Origin of the sequence: Massilia eburnea (genome assembly GCF_009720745.1) — a bacterium.
GTDB lineage: Bacteria > Pseudomonadota > Gammaproteobacteria > Burkholderiales > Burkholderiaceae_D > Rugamonas > Rugamonas eburnea.
In genome coordinates this window covers 1-26919 of record NZ_WNKX01000033.1, presented here as the reverse complement: position 1 = coordinate 26919, position 26919 = coordinate 1, and the positions used below count along the sequence as shown (strand labels likewise).

Annotated in this window: 24 protein-coding genes; 4 read left to right on the top strand and 20 right to left on the bottom strand. The window is 64.8% G+C overall.

Annotation, left to right across the window (positions count from 1 at the left end; all coding sequences use genetic code 11):
• Positions 1-67 precede the first annotated feature (67 nt).
• Both GM658_RS26065 and GM658_RS26060 read left to right on the top strand, forming a co-directional pair.
• Positions 68-2500: a TonB-dependent siderophore receptor gene (locus GM658_RS26065; protein WP_155457001.1), complete on the top strand. Its 2433-nt coding sequence runs from the start codon at positions 68-70 to the stop codon at positions 2498-2500.
• Positions 2501-2747: 247 nt separating this feature from the next.
• The gene (locus GM658_RS26060; protein WP_155456999.1) at positions 2748-3068 is read left to right on the top strand and encodes a hypothetical protein; all 321 of its coding nucleotides are present in this window, start codon (positions 2748-2750) and stop codon (positions 3066-3068) included.
• On the opposite strand, the gene GM658_RS26055 is transcribed toward GM658_RS26060, so the two are convergent.
• Positions 3052-4059, bottom strand: a complete 1008-nt coding sequence (locus tag GM658_RS26055) for a TonB family protein (RefSeq protein WP_155456997.1) — start codon at positions 4057-4059, stop codon at positions 3052-3054. The genes GM658_RS26060 and GM658_RS26055 overlap by 17 nt on opposite strands.
• Before the next feature lie 111 nt (positions 4060-4170).
• Positions 4171-5157 (bottom strand): MBL fold metallo-hydrolase, encoded by a 987-nt coding sequence (locus GM658_RS26050; protein ID WP_155456995.1) that lies wholly within the window; start codon positions 5155-5157, stop codon positions 4171-4173.
• Between the two features lie 88 nt (positions 5158-5245).
• Here GM658_RS26050 and GM658_RS26045 point away from each other — a divergent pair, with 88 nt between their 5' ends.
• A complete protein-coding gene (locus tag GM658_RS26045; protein WP_155456993.1) occupies positions 5246-5854 on the top strand; it encodes a TetR/AcrR family transcriptional regulator in 609 nt (202 codons plus the stop codon).
• On the opposite strand, the gene GM658_RS26040 is transcribed toward GM658_RS26045, so the two are convergent.
• Together GM658_RS26040 and GM658_RS26035 are read right to left on the bottom strand one after the other, a co-directional pair.
• Complete coding sequence (locus tag GM658_RS26040; protein ID WP_155456991.1) at positions 5851-6939, bottom strand: WD40/YVTN/BNR-like repeat-containing protein; 1089 nt, start codon at positions 6937-6939, stop codon at positions 5851-5853. The two genes, GM658_RS26045 and GM658_RS26040, sit on opposite strands and share 4 nt — an antisense overlap.
• Before the next feature lies 1 nt (position 6940).
• On the bottom strand, positions 6941-7198 hold the full coding sequence (locus GM658_RS26035; RefSeq protein WP_155456990.1) for a MoaD/ThiS family protein: 258 nt from the start codon (positions 7196-7198) through the stop codon (positions 6941-6943).
• Positions 7199-7260: 62 nt separating this feature from the next.
• On the opposite strand from GM658_RS26035, the gene GM658_RS26030 reads away from it, so the two are divergent.
• The gene (locus tag GM658_RS26030; protein ID WP_155456988.1) at positions 7261-7569 is read left to right on the top strand and encodes a hypothetical protein; all 309 of its coding nucleotides are present in this window, start codon (positions 7261-7263) and stop codon (positions 7567-7569) included.
• 26 nt (positions 7570-7595) lie between these two features.
• Here the strand turns inward: GM658_RS26030 and GM658_RS26025 are convergent, their stop codons facing one another.
• The 16 genes from GM658_RS26025 to GM658_RS25950 form a co-directional block, all read right to left on the bottom strand.
• Positions 7596-8465: a glycosyltransferase family 2 protein gene (locus tag GM658_RS26025; RefSeq protein ID WP_155456986.1), complete on the bottom strand. Its 870-nt coding sequence runs from the start codon at positions 8463-8465 to the stop codon at positions 7596-7598.
• Entirely contained in the window at positions 8462-9454 is a 993-nt protein-coding gene (locus GM658_RS26020; RefSeq protein WP_155456984.1) for a polysaccharide deacetylase family protein, read from the bottom strand. The genes GM658_RS26025 and GM658_RS26020 overlap by 4 nt, the downstream gene beginning before the upstream one ends.
• Positions 9441-10727: a putative O-glycosylation ligase, exosortase A system-associated gene (locus tag GM658_RS26015; RefSeq protein ID WP_155456983.1), complete on the bottom strand. Its 1287-nt coding sequence runs from the start codon at positions 10725-10727 to the stop codon at positions 9441-9443. Before GM658_RS26015 ends, GM658_RS26020 begins: the two co-directional genes overlap by 14 nt.
• Complete coding sequence (locus GM658_RS26010) at positions 10724-12073, bottom strand: phenylacetate--CoA ligase family protein (protein ID WP_155456981.1); 1350 nt, start codon at positions 12071-12073, stop codon at positions 10724-10726. Before GM658_RS26010 ends, GM658_RS26015 begins: the two co-directional genes overlap by 4 nt.
• The gene (locus GM658_RS26005; protein ID WP_229417075.1) at positions 12070-13191 is read right to left on the bottom strand and encodes a glycosyltransferase family 4 protein; all 1122 of its coding nucleotides are present in this window, start codon (positions 13189-13191) and stop codon (positions 12070-12072) included. Before GM658_RS26005 ends, GM658_RS26010 begins: the two co-directional genes overlap by 4 nt.
• Complete coding sequence (locus tag GM658_RS26000) at positions 13188-14423, bottom strand: TIGR04063 family PEP-CTERM/XrtA system glycosyltransferase (RefSeq protein WP_170298987.1); 1236 nt, start codon at positions 14421-14423, stop codon at positions 13188-13190. The genes GM658_RS26005 and GM658_RS26000 overlap by 4 nt, the downstream gene beginning before the upstream one ends.
• Before the next feature lie 2 nt (positions 14424-14425).
• Entirely contained in the window at positions 14426-16321 is a 1896-nt protein-coding gene (locus GM658_RS25995) for an XrtA/PEP-CTERM system amidotransferase (RefSeq protein WP_155456979.1), read from the bottom strand.
• A complete protein-coding gene (locus GM658_RS25990; protein ID WP_155456978.1) occupies positions 16309-17478 on the bottom strand; it encodes a TIGR03088 family PEP-CTERM/XrtA system glycosyltransferase in 1170 nt (389 codons plus the stop codon). The genes GM658_RS25995 and GM658_RS25990 overlap by 13 nt, the downstream gene beginning before the upstream one ends.
• A gap of 9 nt (positions 17479-17487) precedes the next feature.
• Entirely contained in the window at positions 17488-19032 is a 1545-nt protein-coding gene (gene xrtA, locus GM658_RS25985) for an exosortase A (protein WP_155456977.1), read from the bottom strand.
• Positions 19029-20273, bottom strand: a complete 1245-nt coding sequence (locus tag GM658_RS25980; RefSeq protein ID WP_170298985.1) for a TIGR03087 family PEP-CTERM/XrtA system glycosyltransferase — start codon at positions 20271-20273, stop codon at positions 19029-19031. Before GM658_RS25980 ends, xrtA begins: the two co-directional genes overlap by 4 nt.
• A 3-nt stretch (positions 20274-20276) precedes the next feature.
• Entirely contained in the window at positions 20277-21518 is a 1242-nt protein-coding gene (locus tag GM658_RS25975; RefSeq protein WP_155456976.1) for a FemAB family XrtA/PEP-CTERM system-associated protein, read from the bottom strand.
• A complete protein-coding gene (locus GM658_RS25970) occupies positions 21515-22360 on the bottom strand; it encodes an XrtA system polysaccharide deacetylase (RefSeq protein WP_211841941.1) in 846 nt (281 codons plus the stop codon). The genes GM658_RS25975 and GM658_RS25970 overlap by 4 nt, the downstream gene beginning before the upstream one ends.
• 2 nt (positions 22361-22362) lie before the next feature.
• Positions 22363-23493, bottom strand: a complete 1131-nt coding sequence (wecB, locus tag GM658_RS25965; RefSeq protein WP_155456975.1) for a non-hydrolyzing UDP-N-acetylglucosamine 2-epimerase — start codon at positions 23491-23493, stop codon at positions 22363-22365.
• On the bottom strand, positions 23490-24527 hold the full coding sequence (locus GM658_RS25960; RefSeq protein ID WP_155456974.1) for an XrtA/PEP-CTERM system-associated ATPase: 1038 nt from the start codon (positions 24525-24527) through the stop codon (positions 23490-23492). Before GM658_RS25960 ends, wecB begins: the two co-directional genes overlap by 4 nt.
• 15 nt (positions 24528-24542) lie before the next feature.
• Positions 24543-26096 carry a TIGR03016 family PEP-CTERM system-associated outer membrane protein gene (locus GM658_RS25955; RefSeq protein ID WP_170298984.1) on the bottom strand — a complete coding sequence of 518 codons (1554 nt, stop codon included), beginning with the start codon at positions 26094-26096 and terminating at the stop codon, positions 24543-24545.
• Positions 26089-26919: XrtA-associated tyrosine autokinase (locus GM658_RS25950; RefSeq protein ID WP_371865285.1), on the bottom strand; the 831-nt coding region annotated here is incomplete at its 5' end. The genes GM658_RS25950 and GM658_RS25955, both read right to left, overlap by 8 nt.

Sequence of the window (26919 nt, the reverse complement as noted above, 5' to 3'; positions counted from 1 at the left end):
TATCATTTCTTGTTTCAATGGTCAGGCCTTGGAAGCCGAATCACCATAAAACGAAAGAAGAGACAGTATGAAAAACCATCGGAAGTTCCTGTTGTCGTCCATCTCCATCGCTGTACTGACCCTGATCGGCCAGGCCCAGGCCGCTGGACAGGAAGCCGCGCCAGCCGCTGCGCCAAGCGACGCTGTACAGAAAGAAATCCAGCAGGTTGTCGTGACCGGCGTCGCCTCCGCGCGCGGCGTGCGCAAGCTGGACTCCGCCTTCTCCATCACCACCGCCTCGGAAGAACAGCTGAAACAAGCCGCCCCGATCAGCACCGCCGACGTCATGAAGCTGGTGCCGGGCGCTTTTGCCGAATCGACCGGCGGCCAGTCGGGCGCCAATATCCAGGTGCGCGGCTTCCCTTCCGGCTCCGACTCGCCGTTCGTCTCGGTGCAAATGCAGGGCAACCCGCTGTACCCGGTCTCGACCCTGTCCTTCTTCGAAGGCTCTTCCGCCTTCCGCCTGGATGACACCATCGAGCGCGTTGAAGTGCTGCGTGGTGGACCGAGCACCATCTTCTCCAGCGGCCAGCCTGGCGCGACGATGAACTTCATCCTGAAAAAAGGTACGGATACTCCGGAAGGCTCGGTGCGCTTCACCACCGGCACGGGCGAACTGCGCCGCGTTGACGTCTTCTACGGCGGCAAGATCTCAGACGGCTGGTACGGCACTATCGGTGGCTTCTACCGCAACACCCATGGCGTGCGCGATTCCGGCTTCCCTTCGGATGACGGCGGCCAGATTACCGCCACCCTGACCAAAAAGCTGGACCAGGGCGAAGCCACCTTCTATGTGCGCCGTACCGATGACAAGAACGCCTTCTACACTGGCGTTCCCCTGATCTCCAGCAATGGCGGCCACACCATCAGCGAATTCCCCGGCTTCGATCCGCTCAAGGGTACGCTGATGAGCAATGAAATGCGCCGCTTCACCATCGAGGCAGCGCCAGGCAAGACCCTGAACTATGACCTGGGCGATGGCCGCGGCCTGAATTCGACCGTACTGGGCATGGAATTCGACCAGAACTTCAATGGCTGGAACGTGTCCAACAAGTTCAACCACTTCGATGGCAAGCTCAATACCATCGCCATGTTCACCGGTAACAACCCGCTGAGCATGGCGGACTACAACAGCGCCGCGCTGGCAACCAACGGCGGCACTACCGCCACCGCGACCTACCTCGACGGCACCCCTGTTGCGGCCAATCAGCAAGTGGTTCAGGCCGGCCTGTGGGCAGTAGAAAAGAAACTGAAGTCCTTCACCGACGAGATCCGCGTCAGCAAGGAATGGATCCAGGACAACACCCTGACCGTGGGCGGCTACTTCGCCAATTACTCGTCGGATGACGTGTGGTACCTCGGTAACAGCCACCTGATGACTGCCGTTCCGAATGCCCGCCTGATCAATGTGACGCTGGACAACGGCGTCATCGTCTCCAAGAACGGCACCGATGGCAGCGTGTTCTACGCGCCGATCGCTTCCTATGACGGCAGCAATACTGCACTCTTCGTTGCCAACGAATGGAAGGTCAACGACAAGATCAAGATCGACGGCGGCGTGCGCCGCGAGCGCCAGAAGCTCGATGCCACCATCTCCAACCTGGCTACCGGCGACACGGACAACAACCCGCTGACCGTGTACAACAACAATACCTCGATGCCGACCGGCTCCAACACGGCGCTCAACCGCACCGATTCCGCCACCAGCTTCACCCTGGGCGGCAACTACAAGCTGGCCAAGGACATGAGCGTGTTTGCCCGTGCCAATATGGGCCACACCTTCATCGCCTTCGACGACTTGCGCAATGCCGGCACCCAGGCCAAGGTCGACGACCGCAACTTCCTGCCGACGCCGAAGATCAAGCAATACGAAGTGGGCTTCAAGACTGCCGGCCAGCTGTACAGCGCCTACATCAACTACTTCCACACCGACTTTGAAGGCATCGCTTTCCAGCAGATCCTGTCCAATGGCACCATCCTGAATTCCGTGTCCGGCTCCAAGGGCGATGGCGTGGAAGTGGAACTGGCCGTGCGCCCGATCCGCGACCTGTCGCTGAGCCTGTCCGGCAACTGGCAGGATTCCAAGTACAAGGACAATCCGCTGACCGAAGGCAAACTGGTGCAGCGCCAGCCGAAGCTGCAGTACCGCTTCACGCCGACTTACCGCATCCCGTTCGGCGAAGGCAATTCGCTCAAGCTGTACGGCACCTACACCCATGTGGGCGACCGCTGGGCTGACCAGGCCAACCTGCAGTACCTGCCTTCCTATAACACTGTGGACCTGGGCGCACTGTTCACCATCGGCGAGAAGATCGAGATCCGCCTGAGCGGCAACAACATCACCAACGAGCTCGGCCTGACCGAAGGCAACTCGCGCCTGACCACCGGCGGCAGCGGCCCGATCAACGCCCGCCCACTGTTCGGCCGCAGCTGGGAGCTGTCGCTGGCCTACCGCTTCTGACAGTTGAGTTGTAACCCTCCCTTGTAGTTCCCCTCCGGGCGTCGCAGGATTTTCCAAGGCTGCGGCGCCCTTTTTTTGCCTTTCCTCAAGCCGGCCCACGCTCGCCCATCAGCATGGCCGCCAGGCCGCGAGCTTTGTCGTGTTAGCCGGAAACAAGCTAGCCGCGTTATCAAAACCACATGAAGCTCTAGCATTCGAACATGTTTTCGCCTAACCTGACGTTGGTGCCTCAACGAAAGGTTGCTTCGTGGTTTCCCTGAATTCCATCAATTCGCTGCACACTGCCGTGGCCTCTGCCGAACGCAAGGTGCAGCAGGATCGCGACCAGGTCGCGCAGGACGAAGACCGCCTCGATGCCAGCCGCTCCCAGCTTCAACTCGACAACCAGGCCCTGGCCAAATCCCAACAGGACAGCACCCGTGCCCAAGCCGCCGCCGCGCCCACGCCTAAAACGCCACGCCTCGACAATGCGATCGAACAGCGCGTCCCTGCCGGCCTGCTGCCCAAACCGCCTACCGTGAACACGCTAGGCCAAACAATCGGCAAGCTGATCAATGTGGAAGCTTGAGGAGCGCATCCTTCGCCGGTTCATAACCGCCGGCGGCTGAACGCTCGTACAAGGCGCGCGCTTTGGCAAGGTCCTTGGGCAACAGTTCGCCTTTTTCATAGAGATAAGCGAGGTCGTACTGCGCACTGCGGTCCTGTGCTTCCGCCGCGTCGATGACCAAGCGAAGGCCGCGCTGCTTGTCGCCGTCATCGACATGAATCAGCAGCATCCCGAGCAAGTCTTTGCCTTCTGCGTCGCCTTGCGCTACCGCCTTTTCCAGCATGTCGAACATCAGCTCATCATCATGAAATTCTTCGTCTGCTTCGAACAGAATCCTGGCGAGGTTTACCTGCGCGCCAGACTCTCCCTGCGCCGCAGATTTTTTTGCCCACGCAATCGCTTGCGCCATATCCTTGTCGACGAAACGACCGGCCGCAAGCACAATCGACAGCGCCGCCTGCGCCTGCGCGTATCCCAGTTCTGCAGACTTGCGCAACAAACTCAGCGCTTCAGGCACGTTCTTTTCGACCGTCTCGTCACCGGCAATATAGAGCCAGCTTAATTTGTAAAGCGCTTCGCGGTCACCGGCAGCGGCGCGGGCCTGTGTTTCTTCCAGCCGAGTCTTTGCCTCTTCAGGCGTCTCACCGCCTTCCAGGGTCCAGACATACATCATCTTGGTCCACGTCGGTTCGCTCATGCCAATCGTTTCGGGCGATGCGAACAGGCATTTGGCAAGTCCGTCCTGCGCTGCCAGGTCCAGCAGTGGGTGGCCGCTGGATTTCTCTACTTTCGATTCGACGACCCTGCCATCCAGGTTAATCAGGAAGGCCAGGACGACCGAGCCCTCCTCCCCGCGCCGCAGCGACTCAGCTGGCCAGACGGGCTTGGCGCATGTGTTGACCTTGGAGCTCAGCTGGGCGAGCGCATGGTTCCCGGCGGTCGCAGCGTCAGCAAACGTGGGAAGGCTGAGCAGGCAAGCCAGCGTGAGGGGCAGGAATTTCGGTGAACGCATCAGGCCAATTATCAGGAAGCAAATATTTCCCGACTGTATCACCATCGCTTTGCGGAGCCAAGGGCACTGGATCGGGCAAAGACCACATCTTCAGGAATTGCTGGTACGGTTTCACGGCATCCTCCACCAGGCGCCCGTGGCCTGCGGCTGGGCGATATTGAGGGCTTCGCCGATCATCGGCGTTGCCAGGGTTTGGCCGCGGGCGGCGGCCAGGGCGGTAATTTGCTCGAACGGGTCGTCCCAGCTGTGCATGGCCAGGTCAAAGGTGCCGTTGTGAATCGGCAGCAACACTTTGCCGCGCAAGTCGATGTGGGCCTGCATGGTTTCCCTCGGCTGCATATGGATGTCCGGCCATTTCGGGTCATAGGCGCCGGTTTCCATCAGGGTCAGGTCGAAGGGGCCGAACTTGTCGCCGATTTCCTTGAAGCCCTTGAAGTAGCCGGTGTCACCGCTGAAGAACACGCGCAGGCCGCCGCTTTCGATCACCCACGATGCCCACAGCGTCTTGTTGCCGTCCCACAGGGTGCGGCCTGAGAAATGCTGGGCCGGAGTGGCGGTCAGCTTCAGGCTGCCCGCAGACACCGACTCCCACCAGCCGAGCTGCCGGACTTTGTCCACCGGCACGCCCCAGGACACCAGGGTGTCGCCCACGCCCAGCGGCGCGAGGAAGAGTTCCGTCTTGTCCGCCAGCTGGCGGATCGCGGCGTAATCGAGGTGATCGTAGTGGTTATGCGACAGGATCACACCCTTGATCGGCGGCAGTTCGGCGATGCCGATCGGTGGCGCATGGAAGCGCGCCGGACCGGCCCATTGCACCGGCGAAGCGCGCTTGGAAAATACCGGGTCGGTCAGCCAGAACTCGCCATTGAGCTTCATCAGGAGGGTCGAATGCCCCAGGCGGTACAGGGTATTTTCTGGCGCAGCAAGCAATTGCGCCAGAGTGAGCACTTGCACCGGCAATGCCTGGTCCGGCACGGTATCGGCCGGTTTATTGAATGTGAAGTCCCAGAAAATCTTCAACGCCTTGAGGAAGCCAGGCTGCTTGCGGGGCGCTTCGTTACGGTAGGCGGGACGGGTGTCGGTAGCGGTGAAGGACATGGCAAGCAGGCTCCAGGTGGATGAATTACACTACACAGTGTAGTTTCTGTTTTGGGAAAAGTAAACTACCCGGTGTAAAATATTCTTTATGAACCAACCCGACAAACTCACCGACCGCAAGCGCGCCGCCATCATCACGGCCGCCATCGCCGAATTCCGTGCGCGCGGTTTCGAGGCCACCAGCATGGACCGCATTGCCGCCGCGGCTGGCGTTTCCAAGCGCACGGTCTACAACCATTTCCCCAGCAAGGACGACCTGTTCGAGCAGATCCTGCAAGAGCTGTGGGATTGCAGCGCGGCCCTGAACGCCATCGGCTACCAGCAAGGCAAGCCGCTCAAGCCGCAGCTGATGGAATTGATGCGCCAGAAAATGGCCATGCTGCGCGACGAGTACTTCCTCGACCTGGTGCGGGTGGCGATCGCCGAAGCGATCCACGCGCCGCAGCGCGCTGGCGACATGATGACCAAGCTGGGGAAAAAGGAAGAAGGCGTGGCAAGCTTCCTGCGGGCGGCTCAGGAAGACAAGGTGCTGAAGGCCGGCGACCCGGGCTTCATGTCCCACATGCTGCAAGGGCAGCTGAAATCATTCGCCCTCTGGCCGCAAGTGGCCATGGGCAAGGCGCCTTTGACGCCGCAGGAACAGGAGGCGGTCATCACCTCCACCGTCGACATGTTCCTGGCCTTTTACGGCATTTAAGCGAAGCGCACGGCGTACACCGGCGGCAGCGTGGTGGAAATGGTTTGCCAGTGCTCGCCGCTGTTGGTGGAGAGCCAGCAGCCGCCCGTGGTGGAGGCCATCAGCAGGGTCTTGCCATCGTCGGCCACCGCCAGTCCGTGGCGGTACACCAGGTCGTAGCAGTGCTCTTGCGGCAGTCCGCCGCGCAGGGTGCTGAAACTCGCGCCGCCATCGGCCGTGCGGTTGACGGCCAGCGCCGCTTCCAGCGGCACCCGCTGCTGGTCGGCCACGGCCGGCACAAACCAGGCAGTCCTGCCGTCGCGCGGATGCACGGCCACCGCAAAGCCGAAACTGGAGAGCGGCGCCGTCACTTCTTCCCAGGTCTCCGCGTTGTTGCGGGACTGCCAGATGCCGTTATGGTGCTGGCACCACAGCACGTCCGGCTCGGCCGCGCAGCGCACGATGCGGTGCGGATCCTGCACGGCGCCCACATCCTGCATGTCCGGTGGCATGTAGCGCGCCGCCATGCCCTTGGTGCGCAGCTGCCAGCTGGCGCCGCCATCGCGCGTCAGCCATGCCCCGCCGCAGGAGACGCCCACCAGCACCGACTTGCTGTCGCGCGGGTCGACGCAAATGCTGTGGATGCCCGGCACGTCGTAGCCCCCGCCAAACCATTGCGTGCGTTCGGGGACGTTCCACAACGACGCCACCAGTTGCCAGCTTTCGCCGCGGTCGCTGGAACGGAACAGGCCGCCAGGCAGGGTGCCGGCCCACAGCACGCCGGGTTGATCGGGGCCGCCCGCTTCCAGCGACCAGATTTGCTTGAGAGTCCAGTCGATCTTGTCGCTGCTCTCTGCCGGCTTGGCGGGATAGGCTGGCACGGCGATTTCCTGCCACTCCTGGCTGCCGGCGTCGCGCCGGTGCATCTTGGCGCCGAAGTGTCCCAGGTTCAGGCAGGCATAGGTGGCGCCATCGCGCGCATCATGCAGCACCATGGATACCGGGTCGCCGTAGAAGGATTTGCGGTCATCCAGCTGCCATTCGCCATTGCGGCAGGCTAGTTCGAACAGGCCCTTGCGGGTTGCAATATAAGCGCGGTCTGCCATGTCATCCTCCGGATAGGGCTTGCAGCACGTAGATCCTTGAATCAGGACGCAGCGGCGCATCAAGCTCGCTGCGCTTGCCATCGATAAACACCACCACATTGGCGCGCAGGCGCCCCTGCTCGTCCAGCACGTAGGCGCCCAGGCGCGGATTGGCGGCAAAAGCCCCGTCCAGCGCGGCGCGCAAACTGGCCGCTGCCGTCTCGAGCGTGGGAACCGGCAGGAAGCGCGCCAGCTGCTGGGTGAAGATGATCTGGGCCATGGGAAAGCTATTCTAGCGCGCTTTGGCCTACAATTAAGCCGTGTGCATAACCGGAGCCACACATGGGTATCACCCCGCAGGAACTCGAGCTGTTGATGCATGAAGTAGAGCAGGAAGACCCGATCGATTTCGCCGACCTGCCTTTTGATGAACAGGCGTTGCGCGAACTGGTGGCCAACCACCTGTGCGAAATGGCCGACGCCATGGAACGGTTCAGCGAGGAGGACCGCCGGCTGACTTTACTGGCGGTGGCGGCCAAGCTGGTGCTGGAAAACCTGGTGCTGCATGTGCAGCTGCTGCGGCGCCATGGCCTGCCGCTGAACGAGCAAACCGCCGCCCTGCTTTCACGGCTGAGAAAAGACCAGGGCTAGAGCGTGCGGCGTGGCCCGGATTTCCTCTATTTCGGAGCCGACGCTTTCCGAATACGGCGCCGCGCCAGCAAATCGAACAGCGGATCGGCCGGACCGCCGGTCCAGGCCGCCGGGTCGCGGTACAGCTCACGTACGTCGACCGGCATGGCATGGAAGCCCTGCCGTTCCACCTGGCGGCGTAAGGCTTGCATCTGGAATTTGCGCATGCTGTAGCGGATACGGCGGTTCCAGTAGAGGCGCCAATCGGCCGGCTTCAGCGCCGACAGCGATTCGAAGGCAAAGCCGCTCCCCTCGCACGACACAATGCGGCTATCGTCCCAGCCGCGCGCCGGGTCCAGGTCGTACTTGGCAAAGGCGCCCACCAGGCTATCCTCGCCAATGAAGCCGCGCGGCATGGCGATCCGCTGCGCCCGCAGGCGCCGCACGAAATCGCCGCTCAGCGCGTACAGGTTGCCGGCCAGGTCGCGGTTGCTCACCATGCGGCGCCGCGTCTCCGCCATGGCCCGCCCCGATACCGGCAGCGCGGCGGCGGCATTGGCCTGCGGCGCTGCCGCCAGCGCTTGCGCCAGCGGCAACAAGGCGCCGGCGCAAGCCTGCACGTCGCCGTCGATAAAGAAGTGCACCTCGCTCTCCGGCGCCACCTCGTGCACGTACACATTCCAGGCATTGGCTTTGTCGCCGATGCTGATGCTATGCAGGCGCACCGATGGTTCGCTGGCGGCCAGGCGCGCCACCACGGTTTCCGTGCCGTCGCTGCAGGCGTTGGCCAGCACATGCACTTCCAGCGCAATGCCGGGCTGGCGGTTGTCCAGCAGGCTGCGCACGCAAGCCTCTATGCAGTCCTCTTCGTTATGGGCAAATACCGCAACGGGCCAGCGCCCGGATTCCTGTTTCATTGTCCGGCTCCTACGATTTCAGCAGGCGTGCTCAGATTGCGCATCAGGCGCAACAGGAATTTGCGGCGCTGACGGTCCCATGGCGTAAAGCGCGGCAGCTGGAAAAAGTCCGGCGTGCGGCTGGCGCCCCAGGCAGTCGACACCGCCGCCTCGAAACCCAGCTCGCGCACGATTTCGACGTGTTCCGCCTGATAGTCGGTGCCCGGTTTGCCGTTCGGGTAAGCGAACAGTGTCACTGGCGCCCCGATCATGTGTTCGAGCGAGGCCTTGCCGGCGGCGATTTCCGCACGCGCCTCTTCAGCCGGCAAGCGTGCCAGGATCGGGTGGTTGAGCGTATGGCCGCCGATGCCCATGCCGGCGCGGTGCAGTTGGCGCACCTGCTCGTCATCCATCATCAGCCGGTCCGGCAAGGGGCCGCCGGCCAGTTGCGCCAATTGGTCCACCTGCTGCTGGCGCTCGGCCATCGGCAGGTATTTGAGCTGGCCGATCAGGGCGCCGATCGCCGCGCGCCGTTCTTCCAGCGTGTTGACTGGATGGCTGCCCAGGCCCAGGTGGCGCGCATCGAGCATGCCGGCCGGCGCCATGCGCACGGTTTCGATCACGCTGTCATTCCACATGCGGCCGCCGTTCAGGAAGCCGGTGGCGATGAAGAAGGTGGCGTGCAGGCCATGCTGCTGCAGCAGCGGCAGCGCGACTTCCGCGTTGTCGGCATAGCCGTCGTCGAAAGTGATGCAGGCCGCGCGCGGCGGCAGGCGCCCGGCGCGCGCCAGGCGCACCGCTTCCAGCAGCGGCAGGACGGTGAAGCGCGATTTCAGGAGCGCCAGCTGCTTGTCGAATTCCATGCGGTCCACCTCGCCCGGGAACAGCGGGTCGGGCTGCGGCAGCACGCGGTGATAAATCAGGATCGACAGGCCATGCGCGCCGCCCGGCGACAGCCAGTCCAGCAGGCGGCGCTCCAGCGGGCCGGCCAGGACATCAAGCCACCGCATCGGCTACTTCCTTGACCGCGGCCTTATCGCTGCGCTGCGCCAGCTCTTTTTCAACCAGCAGGCGCACCGCCACCAGCGCCGCCATCAGGTAATACGGCACGTCGAAATACGCCAGGCTAAGGAAGGCGCCGCCCACCATGAATCCCAGCAGCGACACCTGGATCATGCGCACCATATCGCACGCCCACTGCAACTCGTCCACATAGCGCGCGTGGTTCAGCACCCAGCTGCCGGCGCGCCACGTCAGGAAGCCGAGCAGAAGATACAGTCCAAAGCCCACCCAGCCATGTTCACCCAGCACCTGGAAATAAATCGAGTGCGCCGCGTGCACGTCGTCAGGAACCGGGGCATAGCGCGAGAATATTTCCCTGTTGTAGATCTCGAAACTGCCGCCGAACATGGGACGGTCATTGGCCAGGTTGAACGCCATCTTCCAGGCGTTGATGCGGCCCATGGCCGACGCATCCTGCTCGTAACTGTTGAGGGTATCGAGGCGGGTATGCCATTGCTCCGGCATGAAGACCAGCGCCAGCGGCACCACGATCAGCAGCACCAGGCCCAATTTGATCTTGTGCTTGCCCTTCAGCCACATGAATACCAGCATGGCGCCCAGGGCCAGCGCGGCGCCGCGCGAATAGGAGCCCAGCGCTGCAATGGCGCACAGGCCGATCGACGCCAGCATGGCGCGCTTGCCCCACTTGTTTTCGATCCGGTCTATCAGGTAGTACATGAGGGGAATGCACATTACCAGCGCCAGCGCGACTTCGTTATTGCCGTCGATGAAGGTGCCGCTGGGACCCCAGACGCGGTAGGCGCCGCCCGTGACCAGGGTGAAGATACCGCCCTTCACGCCATAGAAGCCGAGCGACAGCACCACGGTCCAGATCAGCCAGTCGACGTGCTCGCGCTTCTTCAGCAGCATCAGCACGACCAGCGACATGCCCATGATCTTCAGTACCTTGATCAACTGCTCGCCCACCATGCCTGGATAGAAGGCGAACAGCGTACCGACCGACATCCAGGCCACGAAGGCAAGGAAGGTTATGACCACTCCGGTCATCGGCAAACGGTAGCGTTCTCGGTTGACCAGCATGGCCAGCATGGTCACCGCTGCGATGATGGCGGCGTACGGCGCGGTGCGCGCAAAGCCCCAGCCCTGCATGTGCGGGTTCATGACGGAAATCCAGATCCAGGCCGCCATGCCATACGACGGGTTGCGGAAGATGAATGGCAGCGCGCCGAACACCATCAGCGTAATGATTACGTCCCTCATGCTGCCACCTTACTGATTACGTAGCGGAACTTGCCCGATTTTTCCGGCGCGATCTGCGCCACCTGTTCGACCGTGACGTCAACGCCGGCGCCAAGGCGGGCGCGGAACCCGGCCACGATCTTGCCGCGCAGCGCATCATCCAGGGCGCCCTCCAGTACCACCTGCACGGTGGTGTGCTGCAGGCTTTCCTGCACAATCTTGAAAGCCTTTACCTGCGGCAGGTCGCGCAGGATGTAGATCAGCGCCAGGCCGTGCATCACGGTGCCGTCCTGCGCCACCAGGAAGTCGGTGGAGCGGCCCTGGATTTCCTTCAGCAGCGGCAAACCGCGGCCGCAGCGGCATGGTTCGGTGCCGAGTACGCCGACGTCGCCGGTGCGGTAGCGGATGAAGGGGAAATCGCCGGTGGCCAGGTGGGTCACCACGATCTCGCCCGGCGTGCCGCGCGCCACCGGCTGGCCGTCGGCGCCGATGGTTTCCACGATGATGTCTTCGGCCGTGATGTGCATGCCGCCCTCCGGGCACTGGTGGGCGATGAAGCCCGCGTCGCGCCCGCCGTAGCCGTTGGCCACCGGGCAGCCGAACGTCTGCTCGATCTGCTGCCGCTGCTCGTCGTACAGGCGTTCCGAGGTGACGAAAGCCACCTTCACGCCCAGGTCGTCCATGCGCTGGCCCTTGCCGCGCGCATGGCGCGCAATGTGCGACAGCGCCGACGGATAGCCGAACAGCATGCGCGGACGGCGCGCACGGATCGCGTCGACAAAGCCGTCCAGCTTGGGGCCCGACATTTCAAAGGCCGGCAGCAGGCGGGTGCGCATCACGCGGTCGCGCCAGGCGCGCATGCGGTCCTGCGCGCCCAGTTCGATGGGCGAGCCCCACACAACGATTTCGGGATCGCCGATATCCACCCCCCACCAGCGCGTGGCGCGCCACTTGGCCGCCACGTCATGGCTGACGCGCTCCTTGCCGATGAAGAAAATCAGCGGCTCGCCGCTGGAGCCGCCGGTGTTGAAGCGCGCCAGGCCCACTGCGTCTTCGGCTTTCATGCGTTCGCCGGCCTGGCGGATGGTCGCCTTGTCGGTCAGCGGCAGGCGGCGCAGGTCGTCCAGCGACTGCAGGTCGCGCAGCGGTTCGAAGCCCAGTTCGCGGAACAGGTCGCGGTAATACGGCACCTTGGCCTGCACCCGCTGCAGCAGGTTGCGCAGGCGCTCCAGCTGCAGCTCGCGCAGGCGCGCTTCGGGCCAGTACTGGGATTGCTCCATCTGGCGCCGCACGGACACGCTGCGGTGCTGCTTGAAGCGCTCCTGCAGCGGGAAGATCAGGTTCGATACGAGGGCGGTGTACATCATGTCGGGCTCATTACGCTGCGATAGACGTCCAGCAGGCGCGGACGCACGTTATGCCAGGTATATTGCTGCACCTGGCGCAGCCCGGCTTCGCGCAGGCTGGCGGCCAGCGCCGGCTCGGCGCACAGGCGCAGCACGGCTTGCGCCATCTGCTCGGGCGCGGCGGCCGGCACCAGCAGCGCGGTGCGGCCGTCCTCCACCAAATAGGGCACGCCGCCGACATTGGTGCTGACCACCGGTACGCCGCAGGCCAGCGATTCCAGCACGGAATTGGGCATATTGTCGACCAGGCTGCAGTTCAGCATCATGTCGGCGTTGCGGTACAGCTGCGCCATGGCGTGGTTGTCGACGCGGCCGGTGAAGGTCACGCCATCGGCCACGCCCAGCTCGCGCGCCAGCGCTTCCAGCTCCGCGCGCTGCGGCCCGGAGCCGGCGATCACCAGGCTGGCGAGCGGATGGACCGCGCGCACCAGGGCGAAGGCGCGCAGCGCCGTGGCGTTGTCATAGATCGGCTCCAGGTTGCGCGCCACCAGCAGGCGCGGGCCCGCGCCCGCCGCGGCAGGCGCATGGCTGAAGCGCTCCAGGTTGATGATGTTGGGGACCACGCGCGCGGCAAAGCCGTATTTGCCGAACACCGCTTCCAGGAAGCCGGACGGCACGATCAGCGCATCGGCGCGCGCCAGGCTGGCCCCCACGGCGCGCCGCGAACGCGACAGGAAAGCATCGGCCTCGCCGCCCCGGTAGTTGATCACCACCGGCTTGCCGCGCAGGCGCGCGATCCAGATCGCCGGCGCCGCGAACAAATGCCAGGACCAGCCGGAGTTGGCCATCACATGGAAGACCTGCACGCGGCCGGCGGCCGACCACAGCGCACCCAGGTAGGGCAGCATGCGGAACAGCGCACGTACACCTTTCAGCCTGGCCGCCCAGGCCGGCTTGTAGGGAGCATTGACCTGGATGGTTTCCACGTCCACGCCTTCACTGCGCAGCAGCGAGGCCAGCTGCAAGGTCTGGTTGGCCATGCCGCCCGAAGGCGGCGGCAGCGGCCCCACCAGCCCGATTTTCAGGCTGTTGTGGGTTGCGCCGCCGCAGGACTGGCCATCCATGCCCGTGTCCCTCATGCCGCCACCGCGTCGCGCGCGGCGCCGGCGCCAAGCACGCTGCCGTAGACATGGCGGTAGCGCGCCACGCTGGCGGCCCAGTTGCGCTCCGTTTCCACGAAGCGGCGCCCCTGCAGGCGGAATTCCTGCCACTTGTGCGGCGCGTCCAGCAGCGCCAGCACCTTGCCGGCCAGCGCCTGCGGATCCTCCGCGGTGAACAGCACCCCGGTGCGGCCATCCTCGATCAATTCCTTGTGGCCGCCCACATCGGAAGCCGCCATCAGGCGCCCTTGCGCCATGGCCTCCAGCGGCTTGAGCGGCGTCACCAGGTCGGTCAGGCGCATCTTGTGGCGCGGGTAGCACAGCACGTCGACCAGGTCGTAGTAGCGCTGCACTTCGCTGTGCGGAACGCGGCCGGTGAACACCACCTGGCCGGCGATGCCGAGGCGTTCGGCCTGGGCGCGCAAGGCCTGTTCCTGCGGACCGCCGCCAACCAGCAGCACGCGCAGTTCCGGGCGTTTCGCCAGCATGGCCGGTACCGCATCGAGCAGCAGGTCAAGGCCTTCGTAGGCATAGAAGGAGCCGATGAAGCCCAGCACCGTCTTGCCGTCCAGGCCAAGGCTGGCCGCCAGCTGCGGGTCGGCCTGGCCGCCCACCGAGAAATCGGCGATGTCGACCGCGTTCGGGATGACTTCGATCTTGCTGGCCGGGATGCCGCGCGTACCGGCGATTTCCGCACGCAGGCCTTCGCAAATCGTGGTGGCGAAGTCCACCCGCTGCAGGGCCCAGGTTTCCAGCGCGCGCGTCATGCGGTAGCGCAGGCCCCATTCCTTGCTGGTGCCGTGGTCCACCGCGGCGTCTTCCCAGAAGGCGCGGATTTCGTACACCACCGGGATGCCCAGCTTGCGGCCCACGCGCAGCGCGGCGACCGCGTTCAATGCCGGGGAATGGGCGTGCAGCACATCCGGCTTGACCTCTTTCGCCACCTCCAGCAGGCGCGCGGCCAAAGCGTCAATCACGGCCACCTGGTTCAGCACCGGCAGCCTGGACATCAACCCCGTGGCCGGCGGCGTGCGGAAGAATTCCAGGCCGTCCACGGTTTCGCGCAGCGCGTCCACCTTGCCCTGTTTCGGCCCGGTGATGTGGAAAGTCTGCCAGCCCAGCGCGCGCTGCTCGCGCAGGATGGAGCGCGTGCGGAAGGTATAGCCGCTGTGCAGCGGGATCGAGTGATCCAGGACGTGAAGGATGCGGATGCTCATGCCGCCATTTCCTTGCGCAGGAAAGCTTCGAACATCAGCACCGTCCAGATCGGGGCGCTGTAGTCGCGCCGGCCGCTCAGGTGCTGCTCCACCATATGGCGCAGGAAGTCCTGGTTGAAGATACCGGTGGCGGCCAGGTTAGGGCCCAGCAATGCTTGCTGCACCCGCTCGCGCAGCGGGCCGCGGAACCAGGCCGCCAGCGGCACGGCGAAGCCTTGCTTCTTGCGGTACAGGATGTCTTCCGGCAGGTACTTCTCCATCGATTTCTTGAAGATGTATTTGCCCTCGCTGCCGCGCAGCTTCATCTCTGGCGGCAAGCCGGAGATCCACTCCACCAGCTTGTGGTCCAGCAGCGGCACCCGCACCTCCAGCGCGTGCGCCATCGAAGCGCGGTCCACCTTGGTCAGGATGTCGCCCGGCAGGTAGGTCTTCATGTCCAGGTACTGGATCATCGACAGCGGGTCGTCGGTCGGCGCGTTGGCGGCATGGCCGCGCATCACGTCGATGGCGCGGTAGCCTTGCAGCTGCTGGCGGAACTTGTCCGAGAACAGCTGCGCGCGCATGGCGTCGGTCATGATCGACACGCCGTGGAAATAGCCTTCCACCAGGTCGCGCGACAATGCTTCGAAGGTGGTCTTGGCGCGGAACACGCGCGGCGCCCAGTCGGCCTTCGGATACAGCCGGCCCAGGGTGCCGAACACCGGCTTGCGCAGGCCCAGCGGAATGCGGCCGCGCACGCTTTCCTCCGCCATCGCATAGCGGTAGCGGCGGTAGCCGGCCAGGTTTTCGTCGCCGCCGTCGCCCGACAGCGCCACCGTGACGCGCTTGCGCGCCAGCTCGCACACGCGGTAGGTCGGGATGGCGGAGCTGTCGGCATACGGCTCGTCGTACAGGCCGGCCAGGGTATCGAGCAGGCCGTAGTCGTCGGTGTCGACGGTTTCCACGAAGTGGTCGGTCTTGTACTGCTGCGCCACCTTCTGCGCGTATTCCGATTCGTCGAAAGCCTTGTCCTTGAAAGCGATGGAGCAGGTGTGCACCGGGCCGTCGGATTCGCCGGCCATCATCGCCACCACGGCCGAGGAATCGACGCCGCCGGAGAGGAAGGCGCCCAGCGGCACTTCGGCCACCAGGCGGATCTTCACCGCCTCGCGCAGGCGCTCCACCAGCTCGCCCTGGGCGTCGCTCTCGGTCATTTTCTGGTGCAGCTTGAACGGCACGTCCCAGAACTGTTCGGGCTGGGCCAGGGGCGCGCCGACCTTCTGCGTCAGGCGGAAGCCAGGCGAGAGCTTGAGCGCGCCTTTGTAGATGGTCTTCGGCTCCGGCACATAGCCGTAGGCGAAATAGTCTTCCACCGCACGCGGATCGATCTCGCGCGGCAGCGACGGGTGCATGCGCAGCGCCTTCAGTTCCGAGCTGAAGGCGAACCAGCCGTCCGGCGTCATGGCGTAGTACAGCGGTTTCACGCCCATGCGGTCGCGCGCCAGGAACATCACCTGCTTGTTGCGGTCCCACAGGCCGATGGCGAACATGCCGCGGAAGTGGTGTACGCAGTCCTCGCCCCACTGTTCCCAGGCGTGCACAATCACTTCAGTGTCGCTCTTTGTCTTGAAGGTGTGGCCCAGCTCTTTCAGCTCCGCGGTCAGTTCGCGGTAGTTATAGATCTCGCCGTTGTAGCAGACCATGACGCTGCCGTCCTCGTTGCCGAGCGGCTGCTGGCCCATGGCGATGTCGATCACCGACAGGCGGCGGTGGCCGAAGCCGATGCCCGGTTCGATATAGGTATCGCCCTCGTCCGGCCCGCGATGGTGCTGGGTGTCGTTCATGCGGCGCAGCAGCGCCTCGTCCACCGCGCGCCCGCCGCGCGCATCCATGATCCCTGTTATTCCGCACATGATGGTACTGGCCTTCTGATTTTGAGCTTGCGTTCGCACAAGCTGTCGTACATGTCCTGGTAGGCGGCCACCATGGCCGGCATGCTGTACTTGCGCAGCACCTTGTCGCGGCCCGCCTGGCCGTGGCGGCGCGCCAGCGCCGGGGCCTCCACATAATGCTTGAGCGCGGAGGCCATGGCTGCCGCGTTCGATGGCGGCACCAGCTGGCCGGTAATGCCATTGTCGATCACTTCGGGAATGCCGCCCACGCGCGTGCCGACCACCGGCAGGCCGCTGGCCATGGCTTCCAGCGCGGAGCCCGGCGTGCCTTCGGCGATTGAGGACATGGCGAAGATGTCGAAGCTGCGCAGGATGTCCGGCACGTCGTTGCGCGCGCCCGGCAGCCACACCGCATCGGCGGCGCCGGCGGCAGCCACCTTGTCGCGCAGCGCCTGCAGCAGCGGGCCGTCGCCGACGATCGCCAGGCGCAGGCGCTCGCGGTACTGCGGCGTCAGCTCGCGCAGCAGCAGGAAAGCGTCCACCAGGGTGGCGTGGTCCTTCACGTCTTGCGCCCGGCCCACGGTGCCGATCACCACTTCGCCGTTATTGAAGAAGGGGCGCGCCTCGTCTTCGCGGCGGGCGCGGAAACGCTCGGCGTCGGTGCCGTTGGCCAGCATGCGGCTCTTGTCCTTTGGCACCCCGATCACATCGCGGTTCCATTTTTCCATGGCCGCCGAATTGGCATAGCACACGTCATAGAACGGCAGCATCAGGCGGCGCAGGAAATTGTGCTTGCGGTTGGTGCCGTCCGGGTCGGTGTGGTCGCGGCCGTGGGCGCCATTGACGCGCACCGGCACCCCGGCCAGCAGCGCCGCCGGCGCATATTCGATGGCGGAGAAGTTATAGCTATGCAGGACTGTCGGCTGCAGCTCGCGCAGCAGGCGCCACAGTGCGCCATGGGTGGCGAGCGACAGGCCGGGCTGCTTGTTCAGGCTCAGCACCGTCACGCCGGGGCGGCTGATGCGCTTGACGAATTCCGGGTTGCTGCGCGTCAGGCAGACGATGGCGTGGCGGTAGCGCTCGGCCGGCATGCGATTGATGCGCTCGACCATGAGGTTCTCCATGCCGCCAAAATCAAGCGTATACGTCAGGTGGACGATGAGGGGAATGTCGTTCATGGCAAGGAATCAGGGACGCTGGGTGCTGGCCAAGGCTTGGTCCAGCGGCTTGAGGTTGCTATCCAGGAAGGCGCGCATGGCACTGCGCGCCACAGCTGGGTCTTCATCGTAGGGCGAGAATACCATCACGGCGGCGCCATCACCGCTGCCATGGGTCAATTTCGCCTGCGCCTGTAACAATTTGCCAACATAGTTGCTGCTAGTCATGTTGCCGTTGACCCAGTACCACTGCCACACCAGCAAGCGGCGCCCTTCGACACCGAGCAGGGCTTCGCGCACCGCGGTATGGCGGCCGGCAAAGCTTTCGTCGCGCAGGCTGCTGCGGTTTTCGCGGTATTCGCCCTTGTCCATGCCGATGCGGTTGGTGGAGCTGATCAGCTTGGGGCCGCCCGGGGTATCGCGGTAGAACAACACGGTGACGCCGACCGGCGGCTTGCCGCCGAAGGACTGGCGCAGGGTCGCCGTCGCCGGCGCGAAGTCCGGCTCCCAGCGCGTGAATTCTTCAGCGGCCGGTGCAGGCGAAGCCAGCGCCAGATTGACCGCTGCGGTCTGCGGGCTGGACTGGTCTACCCGTGCCGCCAATGCTGGCCAGACTGCCAGCACGGCCAGCACCGCAAGCGCAACGCCTGCCATGGAACGCGCCGGCAGGGGCTGCTGGGCGAGCGCCGCGGCGGCAGCGGCAGCGGCCTGCTGGTCTTCGCGCCAGAAGCTGCCGATCCAGAACAGCAGCAGCATCACGATGCCGAAGAATACCCAGCCATAAATCAAGTGGTCGACGCCGACCGCCATGGTCATGCCGCTCAGGTGGCCCATCATCACGATCATGTAGGCGCGCAGGCCATTGGCCGCCAGCGGCACCAGCACCGAAGCCAGGACAAAGGCGGCGCGGCGCCATGCGGTGCGGTAGCTCAGGTAGGCGAACAGGCAGCCCAGGGTGATGGAAGAAATCAGGTAGCGCAGGCCGCTGCAGGCTTCCACCACCGACCAGGTGCCGGTGGGAATGGAGAAGCTGTTGCCGTCGCGCAGCACCGGAATGCCCGTCATGCGCAGCGCATCGATGGTGAAGTTGGCGGTCAGGTCGATCAGCGGCGGAATCAGTCCCTCGCCCACCGGCACCGCAAACAGGATGAAGAACAAGGGGAACAGCAGGGCGCCGGCAATGCGCTTGCCCAGCACGGCCAGCACGGTCAGCGGCAGCATCAGCGCCAGCGCATACTGGCGCACAATGCCGACTTCGACCAGGTCGGCCAGCAGCCATGCCGCGCCGCACGCAGCCAGGGCCAGCAGCCCAGGCCAGCAGGGCTTAAGCGGCAGCGGCGCCAGTGCGGCGCGCTGGCGCCACACCAGCCACAGGCTGATCGGCAGGATCAGGAAACCATGGGCGAAGGTTTCGGAGCGCTGCCAGATGCCGGCCAGCTCCAGCGCCGTTGTATGGAACACCAGCAGCGGCAGCAGCATCACCAGCGCTACCAGCAATGCATTGCGCGCGCCTGCTTGCGGCACGGGAGCGGCGGCTGCCGACGCGGCAGGTCCGGGGGATGGTAGGGTATTCATGCGGTCGTCCACAGGGCTTGGGCTGGCGCAGAAGCTGGCGCAGCCTGGGTTTCGATCATGCGGTCCAAGGGCGCCAGCCGGGCGTCCCAGCTGTATGCCGACAGCACGCGCTCGCGTGCAGCTTGCCCGAGCGCCTCCAGCGCGGCGGGCGGACCGGCCAATGCCTTGGACGCGGCCGCTATCCATTGCGGCGCGTCTTCGGCCAGCAGCAGTTCGCTGCCGACTTCGGCCTCGATGCCTTCCAGCGCTTGCGGCGTCACCAGGACCGGGCGCGCCATGGCCATCGCTTCCAGCACCTTGTTCTGGATGCCGCGCGCCACGCGCAGCGGCGCCACCGACAAGGCGGCGTGCGCTACATAGGCCCGCACATCGGGCACGGTGCCGGTGACGGTGATGCCGGGCTGGCTGGCCAGCGCCTGCACCTCGGCCGTGGGGCGGGCGCCGACGATCACGAAGCGCACGGCCGGATCGCGCGCACGCAGGGCCGGCAGCACTTCGGCGGCGAACCATTGCACGGCATCGATATTCGGCCAGTAATCCATGGCGCCGCAGAACACCAGCGCTTTTTCACCGGGCGCATGGGGATTGGCGAAGTCGCCCGGTGCGAAGAATGCCGTGTCGACGCCGTTGCTGAACCAGCCGGTGCGCGCGGCGCTTTCCGGGGCCAGGGTCTTGAACAGCTCCGCTTCCGGCGCCGAGACGAACAGCGATGCATCGAAGCTGGTCGCAATCTGGCGCTCGTAGCGCAGCAGGCGGCTCGCTTCATAGCCGAATACCAGGCTTGCCGGCCACGGCTTGCGCTCGGCGTACTGGCGCCATTTATCGGAATCGACGTCGCAGAAGTCGATCACACGGCGCGCCTGCGGCCAGGCTTCTGCGTACTGCGCCATCGGCGAGGAGAAGACCACGATACGGCGGATGCCGTGCTGGCGCATGGCATCATCGACCCAGGTTTGCAGCTTCGCATTGCGGTAATAGTCGTAGGACAGGGAACGGTTGCGCAGCACCGCGCCCAGGCTGCGCACGCGCGCCGCGCGCGGCGCCAGCGGCTCGAAGCGGCTGGAGGCGCAAACCGCCTGCACCGCCGGCACATGCTGCCAGTCATCCGGATCGTCGACGAACGTCGCCAGGTGCACGCGGTAGCGCTGCGCCAGGTGCTTGAGCAGATGCCAGGAGCGGATCTTGTCGCCCTTGTTGGGCGGATAGGGCATGCGATGCACCAGTAACAGCAGGTCTTCCACGATTTACCCCAGATGCTTGACGATGAAGGGGCCGAGCACATTGGCCAGCGGCACCGGCATCATTTTCCACAGCTTGATGAAAAGCTGGAATTTCGGATTCAGCGGGTTCACATCCGGCATGGTGTCGGCGGCGAACAACTGGTATTCGTAAGGGATCGGCTGGGCGGTGAAGCCCCAGTTCTTCTTGAAGTCGAAAGCGCCGGTGCCCTTCTTGCTGCGGCCGAAGTCGAAAATCCGGTAACCCTTGGCGGCGGACGCCTGCATCAGGTTCCAGTACATGAAATCGTTGCCGGCCACTTCGCGCGCGAGGTCCATGCCGCCGCCGTAATACGGCAGCACTTCATCGCGGAAGAAGAAACTCAGCACGCCCGCTACCAGCTTGCCGTCCTGCAGGATGACGCGCACTTCGCAGTCATCCTTGAATACTTCCTTCAGCATGGCGAAGTATTTTTTCGGGAACACCGGCGTGCCGAGGCGGTGCACGCTGTGCGCGTAGGCCGTGAACATGCGGTCGACGTTGGCGTCCACTACGCCCTCCAGGCCCAGCTTGATGCCCTTGCGTACCATGGCGCGCTGTTTGCGCGGGATGGCGTTCATATTGGCTTCGTCGTCGGCGCTGATCTCCTTGCGGAAGGTGTAGTACAGGTCCTTGCCTTGCCACTTCGGATCGCCGGGATGGACGGGCGCGTAGTTGCGGTATTCCAGGTGGCCGACGTTCAGCGCGGCGGCCAGTTCTTCGGCAGCCTGGTCGAGCAGCTTGCGCGCGGTGTCGGTGCTTGCTGCCACGCCGCCGTAGACGCAGAAGGGCAAGGAGGCGAGGTAGTGGCCGAACATGCGGCTTTGCATGCGCGCCAGCGGCAGCACGCCGGTGATCATGCCGCCTTCTTCCACGTAGAAGAACCAGGTTTGCTTGCCGTAGCATTGTTCGAGCACGGTCTGCCAGCCGGCGCGGTGAAAGAAGGTGGCTTCGGGGCAGGTCTGGACGAAGACGTCCCAGCGGGCGCGTTCTTCTTCGCCGGTTCCCAGCAGCTGCACCAGTGGCTGCGGCGTGAAGCCCGGCAAGGCCGGGTCAGACCCAAGGGTCTGACCCAAGTCGGCGGCGGCCGCGTGCAGAGGGTCAGACCCTTGGGTCTGACCCAGGTTTACCGGGTGTCCGGCAGCGACAGCCAAAGCAGTCGCCGCTTCGGCTTCCGCCTTCGCCCGCGCCGCGCGGCGCTCGGCCGCAGCTTCAATAATCGACGTCATTGCTGCCCCAGGAAAATGCGGTCCATGCGGTCCCACGCGAAATCGCGCGTCAGGGCCCTGATGCGCGACTCCATGCGGTGCAGGTTGACGTAATGCCGGAAGCGCGTCTTCAGCCCCAGCCCCTCAGGCCGTGGCTGGCCCGGATCCAGCTCCCAGGGGTGGCAGTAGAAAATCGCCGCCTGCCCGTCTTCCCTGTTCACGCGCCGCATCATGGCGCGCGACAGCGCATAGGGCAGCAAACGGAAATAACCGCCGCCGCCTGCCGGCAGGTTGCGCTGGCCGATGCGCACCGTGGTGATCGGCACTTCCAGCAAACCCTGCTCGCCATTCGGATGGAAGGCGAAGCGCGGCGCATCCGGCATGCCGTAATGGTCATGCGCAATCGGATAGATCGAGGAACTGTATTGGTAGCCCGCCTCCTGCAGCGCATCCAGCGCCCACAGGTTGCCGGGGCCGATCGAGAAGCTCGGCGCGCGGTAGCCTTTCACCTGCTGGCCGCCGATGTCTTCCAGGATCTTCTTGCTGCTGGAGATATCCTGCATGAACTGCTCGCGCGACTGGTCCGACGCGCGCAGGTGCCCGTAGCCGTGGCTGGCCAGCTCGTGCCCGCCCGCTACGATGCGCCTGACCATCTCGGGGTAGCGCTCGGCGATCCAGCCCAGGGTGAAGAAGGTGCCCTTGGCGTTGCCCGCTTCCAGCAGTTGCAGTACGCGGTCGATGTTCGCTTCCACGCGGCATTCGCGCTGCGGCCAGCTTTCGCGGCTGATGTGCGGCGCGAACGCCGACACCTGGAAGTAGTCTTCCACATCGATGGTCATCGCATTGCGTACTGCCGCTCCCATGTTCAGCTCCGCGCCTTCAGCCAATCCAGCACGATGGCGGCAATGCGTTCGGCGGCGCGGCCATCCCAGAAATGCGGGATGCGGCCGGCCTTGCCGGCGCCGGCCAGCTGCGCCTTGTACGCTGCCATGATGTGCGCCGGGTCATTGCCGGCGATGGTGTTGGTGCCTTCGTCGACTGTGATCGGGCGCTCGGTGTTGTTGCGCAGCGTGATGCACGGGGTGCCCAGCGCCGTCGTCTCTTCCTGGATGCCGCCGGAATCGGTCAGCACCACGCGCGCGTCCTTCATCAGGCCCAGCATCTCCAGGTAGCCCATGGGCGGCAACAGCAGCACTTCCGGGCGGTCGAGCAGGTGGCTCAGGCCGAATTTTTCGATCGTGGCGCGGGTGCGCGGGTGCACCGGGAACAGCACCGGGGTGCTGGCGGAAATGTTGGCGACGGTTTCCAGCAAGCCTTGCAGCACGGCCTTGTCGTCCACATTCGATGGCCGGTGCAGGGTCAGCACGGCGTACTCGCCCTTGCCGGCCTTGAAGTCGGGACGTCCCGCGTCGGCGGCGATCCTGGCGGCCGGGACGGCGCGCGCCAGGTTGGCGCGCAGGGTATCGATCATCACGTTGCCGACGAAGTGCACACGCTCGCCGCCAATGCCTTCCTTGGCCAGGTTCTCGGCGCCGCTCTCCTCGGTGGTGAACAGCAGGTCCGACAGCTGGTCGGTCAGCAGGCGGTTGATTTCTTCCGGCATGGCGCGGTCGAAGCTGCGCAGGCCCGCTTCCACGTGGATCACCGGCACGCCCTTCTTGGCGGCCACCAGGGCGCAGGCGATGGTGGAATTGACGTCGCCCACCACCAGCACGGCAGCCGGCTGCACCTCGTCCATCGCCGGCTCGAAGCGCTTCATCACTTCAGCGGTTTGCTGGGCGTGGCTGCCGGAGCCGACTTCCAGGTTGATGTCCGGGCTCGGAATGCCGAGCGCGTCGAAATACTGCTGGTTCATGGCCACGTCGTAATGCTGGCCGGTGTGCACCAGCAGCGCTTCCACTTGCGGCTTGAGCTGGGCGAAGGCGGCCATGATCGGCGCCATCTTCATGAAATTCGGCCGTGCGCCGACCACGCACAGGATACGGAAGGCGCTCATTCGTTGCTGTCCTGGTGGATGTTATAGGACGACGGCGAACGCACGATCTTCTTCAGGATCGACAGCACCGACGTCAGGGATTTTTCGACGCGCATCATGCGCTCGTCCAGCACGGCCGGATACTGGCTGCTGAACATCAGGTCCGGCTCCTGGCCCGCATGTGCCGCGCCGTTGTGGCCCGCTTCGGCCGGCGCCGCATCGGCGGAGGGCGGCGGCGGCTGGAATTCCTGCGCGATGTCGCGGATCACGGTGTCGACATCGGCATCGGTAAATTCCGTCATCTCTTCCAGGAAGCCCATCAGCAAGAGGCGGTCCATCAAGTGGTTGGTCTTGCGCGGGATGCCGCCGGTGTATTCGAACACGGCGGCATAGGCGGCCGGCGTCAGGTGCGGGTTGCCGGTCCAGCCCACCGTGCGCATGCGGTGCTCGATATAGGCCTGGCTTTCCGTGCTGTCCATCGGACCCAGGTGGTAGGTCGCGATCACGCGCTGGCGCAGCTGCGACATGCCCGGGCTGTGCAGGGTGGCGCGGAACTCCGGCTGCCCCAGCAGGAAAGTCTGCAGCAGCGATTTGTCGTCGGTCTGGAAATTGGACAGCATGCGCAATTCTTCCACCACTTTGGGCGTCAGGTTCTGCGCTTCGTCAACCACCAGCAGCGCGCGCCGGCCGTCCTGCTCGCACTGGCGCAGGAAGACTTCCAGCCGCCCGAGCAAGGTGGTCTTGCTGGCCGTGTCTTCGCAAGGCAGGCCGAAGCCGCCCACCACGCCGCGCAGCACGTCGTCCGAATCGAGGTGGGTATTGACCAGGTGGCAGGTGACGATCTTGTCCGACTCGATCTGGTTGAACAGGTTGCGCACCAGGGTGGTCTTGCCGGCCCCGACCTCGCCAGTGATGACGATGAAGCCCTCGCCCTGCGACAGGCCGTATTCCAGGTAAGCCATGGCCCGCTTGTGGCCCTTGCTGCCGTAGAAGAAGTGCGGGTCGGGCCGCAGGCGGAAGGGCTTGTCGCTCAGCCCATAGTAACTTTCATACATGAGACACCTTGCGGCTTAGAATTTGGATGACAGCGTCGCCGACACGGCATTTTCCGTGTAGCGCAGACCGCCCAGGCCGGAATTGCCCTTGACGTGGCGCAGTTCCACGCTGCCGGTCAGGCGCGTGCTATAGGTATGCGCCAGGTTCAGGCGTACGTCGCGCTGCTTGCCGGTACGGTCGTCGGTCAGCGATTTGACGTTGGAGGCATTGCCGGTCAGGGTCAGCACCGATTGCGCACCGGGCTTGTAGCTGACCGAGACCAGCGCGCCGGTCTGCTCGGTGTTGTCGTTGAGCGAGAGCAGCGAGCTGCCCAGCAAGACACTGTCGGCCTGCTGGCTGGAGAGCATTTCGCGCTTGTTCTTGTACAGGCTGAAGGTGCTGGTGGTGCGCGACAATTGCCAGCCGACCGAGGCATTGAGCTGCTTGACAAGGGAATAGCGGTTGCTCAGGAAATTGACGCTGTTGGCCAGCGTCGGCGGCAAGCCGGTCTTCTGGATATAGGCTTGCACGAAAGCGGCGCGCAGCAGCGGGTCGCTGATCTGGGCGCGGAACAGCCGGTCCAGCATGGACGCGGTATCGATGGCCTGCGGCAGCAGGAACTGGCTGCGCGAGGTGCTCACCGCATCGCTATACAGTACATTCCAGACCGTCGCGCGGCTGCGGTGCTGCAGGTTCAGGCTGTAGCTTGGGCCATAGAAGCGGTGGCCGGCCGACGCTTCGAGCGAGGTGCGCCCGGACGGCGTCCACGCCAGGTTGGCGCCGTAGGCCGCGCCCGACTGGGCGCCGCCCAGGCCGCTGAATTCATAGTCGTCATAGCCGCCGAACACGCCCACGTTCAGCTGCGGCGTGGCGACATAGCGCAAGCCGACATTGGCGTTCCTGGAACTGCTCGTTTGCGCATCCACGCCGCCGCCGGTGACCGGGATGTCTTCGTTGTAGACGGCGCGCGCCAGGCTGAGATCCCAGCCGAAGCGGCGGAAGCCGGGCCCGCTGGTCAGGCTGCCGCTGATGGTGTTGCCGTCGCTGCTGCGCATGCCCAGGTTGTTGCTGCTGACCCGGTCGCGCGTGTAGCGCAGCTCGCCATTGGCGAAGGCGCCGAAGCGGTGCACCAGGTAGGGGCTGAGGCGGATGGTGCGCACCTCATTCTGGTTGTTGCTGACGTAGCCGTTGCCGGACCGGGGGCCGAAAGCCGACGTCGCCTGCTGGTGCACGGAAGCCTGGGCATCCATATACAGCAGCTCTTCCACCAGGCGCGCCTTGAGCGCGCTGTCCAGGTCCTGGCTGTGGCGCTGGGTGCCGCTGGGGCGGCCGCCGGCATACTGGTACAAGTTGAGCATATAGCTCATCTTGAAATCGAAACGCTGCGAATGGTTGACCAGCTCAAAGCCCGGCGTCAGCTGCAGCACGAAACCGCTCTTGGCGTTCTCGTCGGACTGCAGTCCGATATTGTCCGAATACGTGGCGCGGGCGGTGGCCATCGGTGAAAAATCCCATGCAGCATGGGCTGGAAAAGCCGCACACAGGCCCGCCGCCAGTGGCAGCAGGGCCAGGCGGCGGCTCTTAGCCATAGTGATAGTCATAAGTTTCGGTACCCGGGAATTCGCGCGACTTGTTGTAGATCAGGTTGACGTTGCTCAAACCGTCCAACTGGCGCAGCGACTCCTTGACCGCGTGCTGGGTGGTGCGTTCCGATTCCACCACCAGCACGATCTGGCCCATATTCGAGGCCAGCACGTGCGATTCCGACGTCAGCAGCAGCGGCGGCGAGTCGAAGATCACGATACGGTCCGGGTAGCGGTTCGCGATCTCGGTCACCAGGTTCTTCATCATGTGCGAGGCCAGCAGCTCGGTCGCGCGCGGCGAGCTGGTGCCGGCCGGCAGGATCGACAGCGTGTTCACATTGGTGCGCAGCATGACGTCGGCCATGTCGAGCTTGTCGTCCAGCAGGATGTCCATCAGGCCGCGCTGGGCCGGCAGTCCCAGCGTGCGCAGCACGGACGGGCGCGCCACGTCGGCGTCGACCAGCAGCACCGTGTGGTCCAGTTCCATGGCAATGCTCATCGCCAGGTTGATCGAGCAGAAGGTCTTGCCTTCGCCGGGCAGCGAACTGGTGATCATGATCAGGTTGCCCGGGTTGTCGCCTGGCTTGCGGGCGCCGAAGGCACGCTTGATCAGCGGGCGCTTGATGATGCGGAAGTCTTCCACCAGCGAGGTGCGGCCGCCGGCGGCGGTGACCAGGCCGGCTTCATGCATGCGCATCAGGTCCAGTTCCACGGTGTGGGTGGTGCGGCGGCTGCTGTCGCCATGCGGCTGCAGCGTGGCCAGTGTGGGCGCCACGGCTTCGGCCGCAACGGCTGCGGCTGGAGCGGCTGGCGCCGGGGCAGGCGCGGC

Excerpts from the sequence above, each read along its gene's own strand:
- GM658_RS26030 (WP_155456988.1), top strand. The coding sequence starts at position 7,261 with ATGGGTATCACCCCGCAGGAACTCGAGCTGTTGATGCATGAAGTAGAG.
- GM658_RS26015 (WP_155456983.1), bottom strand. The coding sequence starts at position 10,727 with ATGAGGGACGTAATCATTACGCTGATGGTGTTCGGCGCGCTGCCATTC.
- GM658_RS26065 (WP_155457001.1), top strand. The coding sequence starts at position 68 with ATGAAAAACCATCGGAAGTTCCTGTTGTCGTCCATCTCCATCGCTGTA.
- GM658_RS26035 (WP_155456990.1), bottom strand. The coding sequence starts at position 7,198 with ATGGCCCAGATCATCTTCACCCAGCAGCTGGCGCGCTTCCTGCCGGTT.
- GM658_RS26005 (WP_229417075.1), bottom strand. The coding sequence starts at position 13,191 with ATGAGGGACACGGGCATGGATGGCCAGTCCTGCGGCGGCGCAACCCAC.
- GM658_RS25960 (WP_155456974.1), bottom strand. The coding sequence starts at position 24,527 with ATGTATGAAAGTTACTATGGGCTGAGCGACAAGCCCTTCCGCCTGCGG.
- GM658_RS26020 (WP_155456984.1), bottom strand. The coding sequence starts at position 9,454 with ATGCGGTGGCTTGATGTCCTGGCCGGCCCGCTGGAGCGCCGCCTGCTG.
- GM658_RS25990 (WP_155456978.1), bottom strand. The coding sequence starts at position 17,478 with ATGAACGACATTCCCCTCATCGTCCACCTGACGTATACGCTTGATTTT.
- xrtA (WP_155456977.1), bottom strand. The coding sequence starts at position 19,032 with ATGAATACCCTACCATCCCCCGGACCTGCCGCGTCGGCAGCCGCCGCT.
- GM658_RS26045 (WP_155456993.1), top strand. The coding sequence starts at position 5,246 with ATGAACCAACCCGACAAACTCACCGACCGCAAGCGCGCCGCCATCATC.
- wecB (WP_155456975.1), bottom strand. The coding sequence starts at position 23,493 with ATGAGCGCCTTCCGTATCCTGTGCGTGGTCGGCGCACGGCCGAATTTC.
- GM658_RS25975 (WP_155456976.1), bottom strand. The coding sequence starts at position 21,518 with ATGACGTCGATTATTGAAGCTGCGGCCGAGCGCCGCGCGGCGCGGGCG.
- GM658_RS25995 (WP_155456979.1), bottom strand. The coding sequence starts at position 16,321 with ATGTGCGGAATAACAGGGATCATGGATGCGCGCGGCGGGCGCGCGGTG.
- GM658_RS26010 (WP_155456981.1), bottom strand. The coding sequence starts at position 12,073 with ATGATGTACACCGCCCTCGTATCGAACCTGATCTTCCCGCTGCAGGAG.
- GM658_RS25970 (WP_211841941.1), bottom strand. The coding sequence starts at position 22,360 with ATGGGAGCGGCAGTACGCAATGCGATGACCATCGATGTGGAAGACTAC.
- GM658_RS26055 (WP_155456997.1), bottom strand. The coding sequence starts at position 4,059 with ATGCGTTCACCGAAATTCCTGCCCCTCACGCTGGCTTGCCTGCTCAGC.
- GM658_RS26050 (WP_155456995.1), bottom strand. The coding sequence starts at position 5,157 with ATGTCCTTCACCGCTACCGACACCCGTCCCGCCTACCGTAACGAAGCG.
- GM658_RS25955 (WP_170298984.1), bottom strand. The coding sequence starts at position 26,096 with ATGGCTAAGAGCCGCCGCCTGGCCCTGCTGCCACTGGCGGCGGGCCTG.
- GM658_RS26025 (WP_155456986.1), bottom strand. The coding sequence starts at position 8,465 with ATGAAACAGGAATCCGGGCGCTGGCCCGTTGCGGTATTTGCCCATAAC.
- GM658_RS26040 (WP_155456991.1), bottom strand. The coding sequence starts at position 6,939 with ATGGCAGACCGCGCTTATATTGCAACCCGCAAGGGCCTGTTCGAACTA.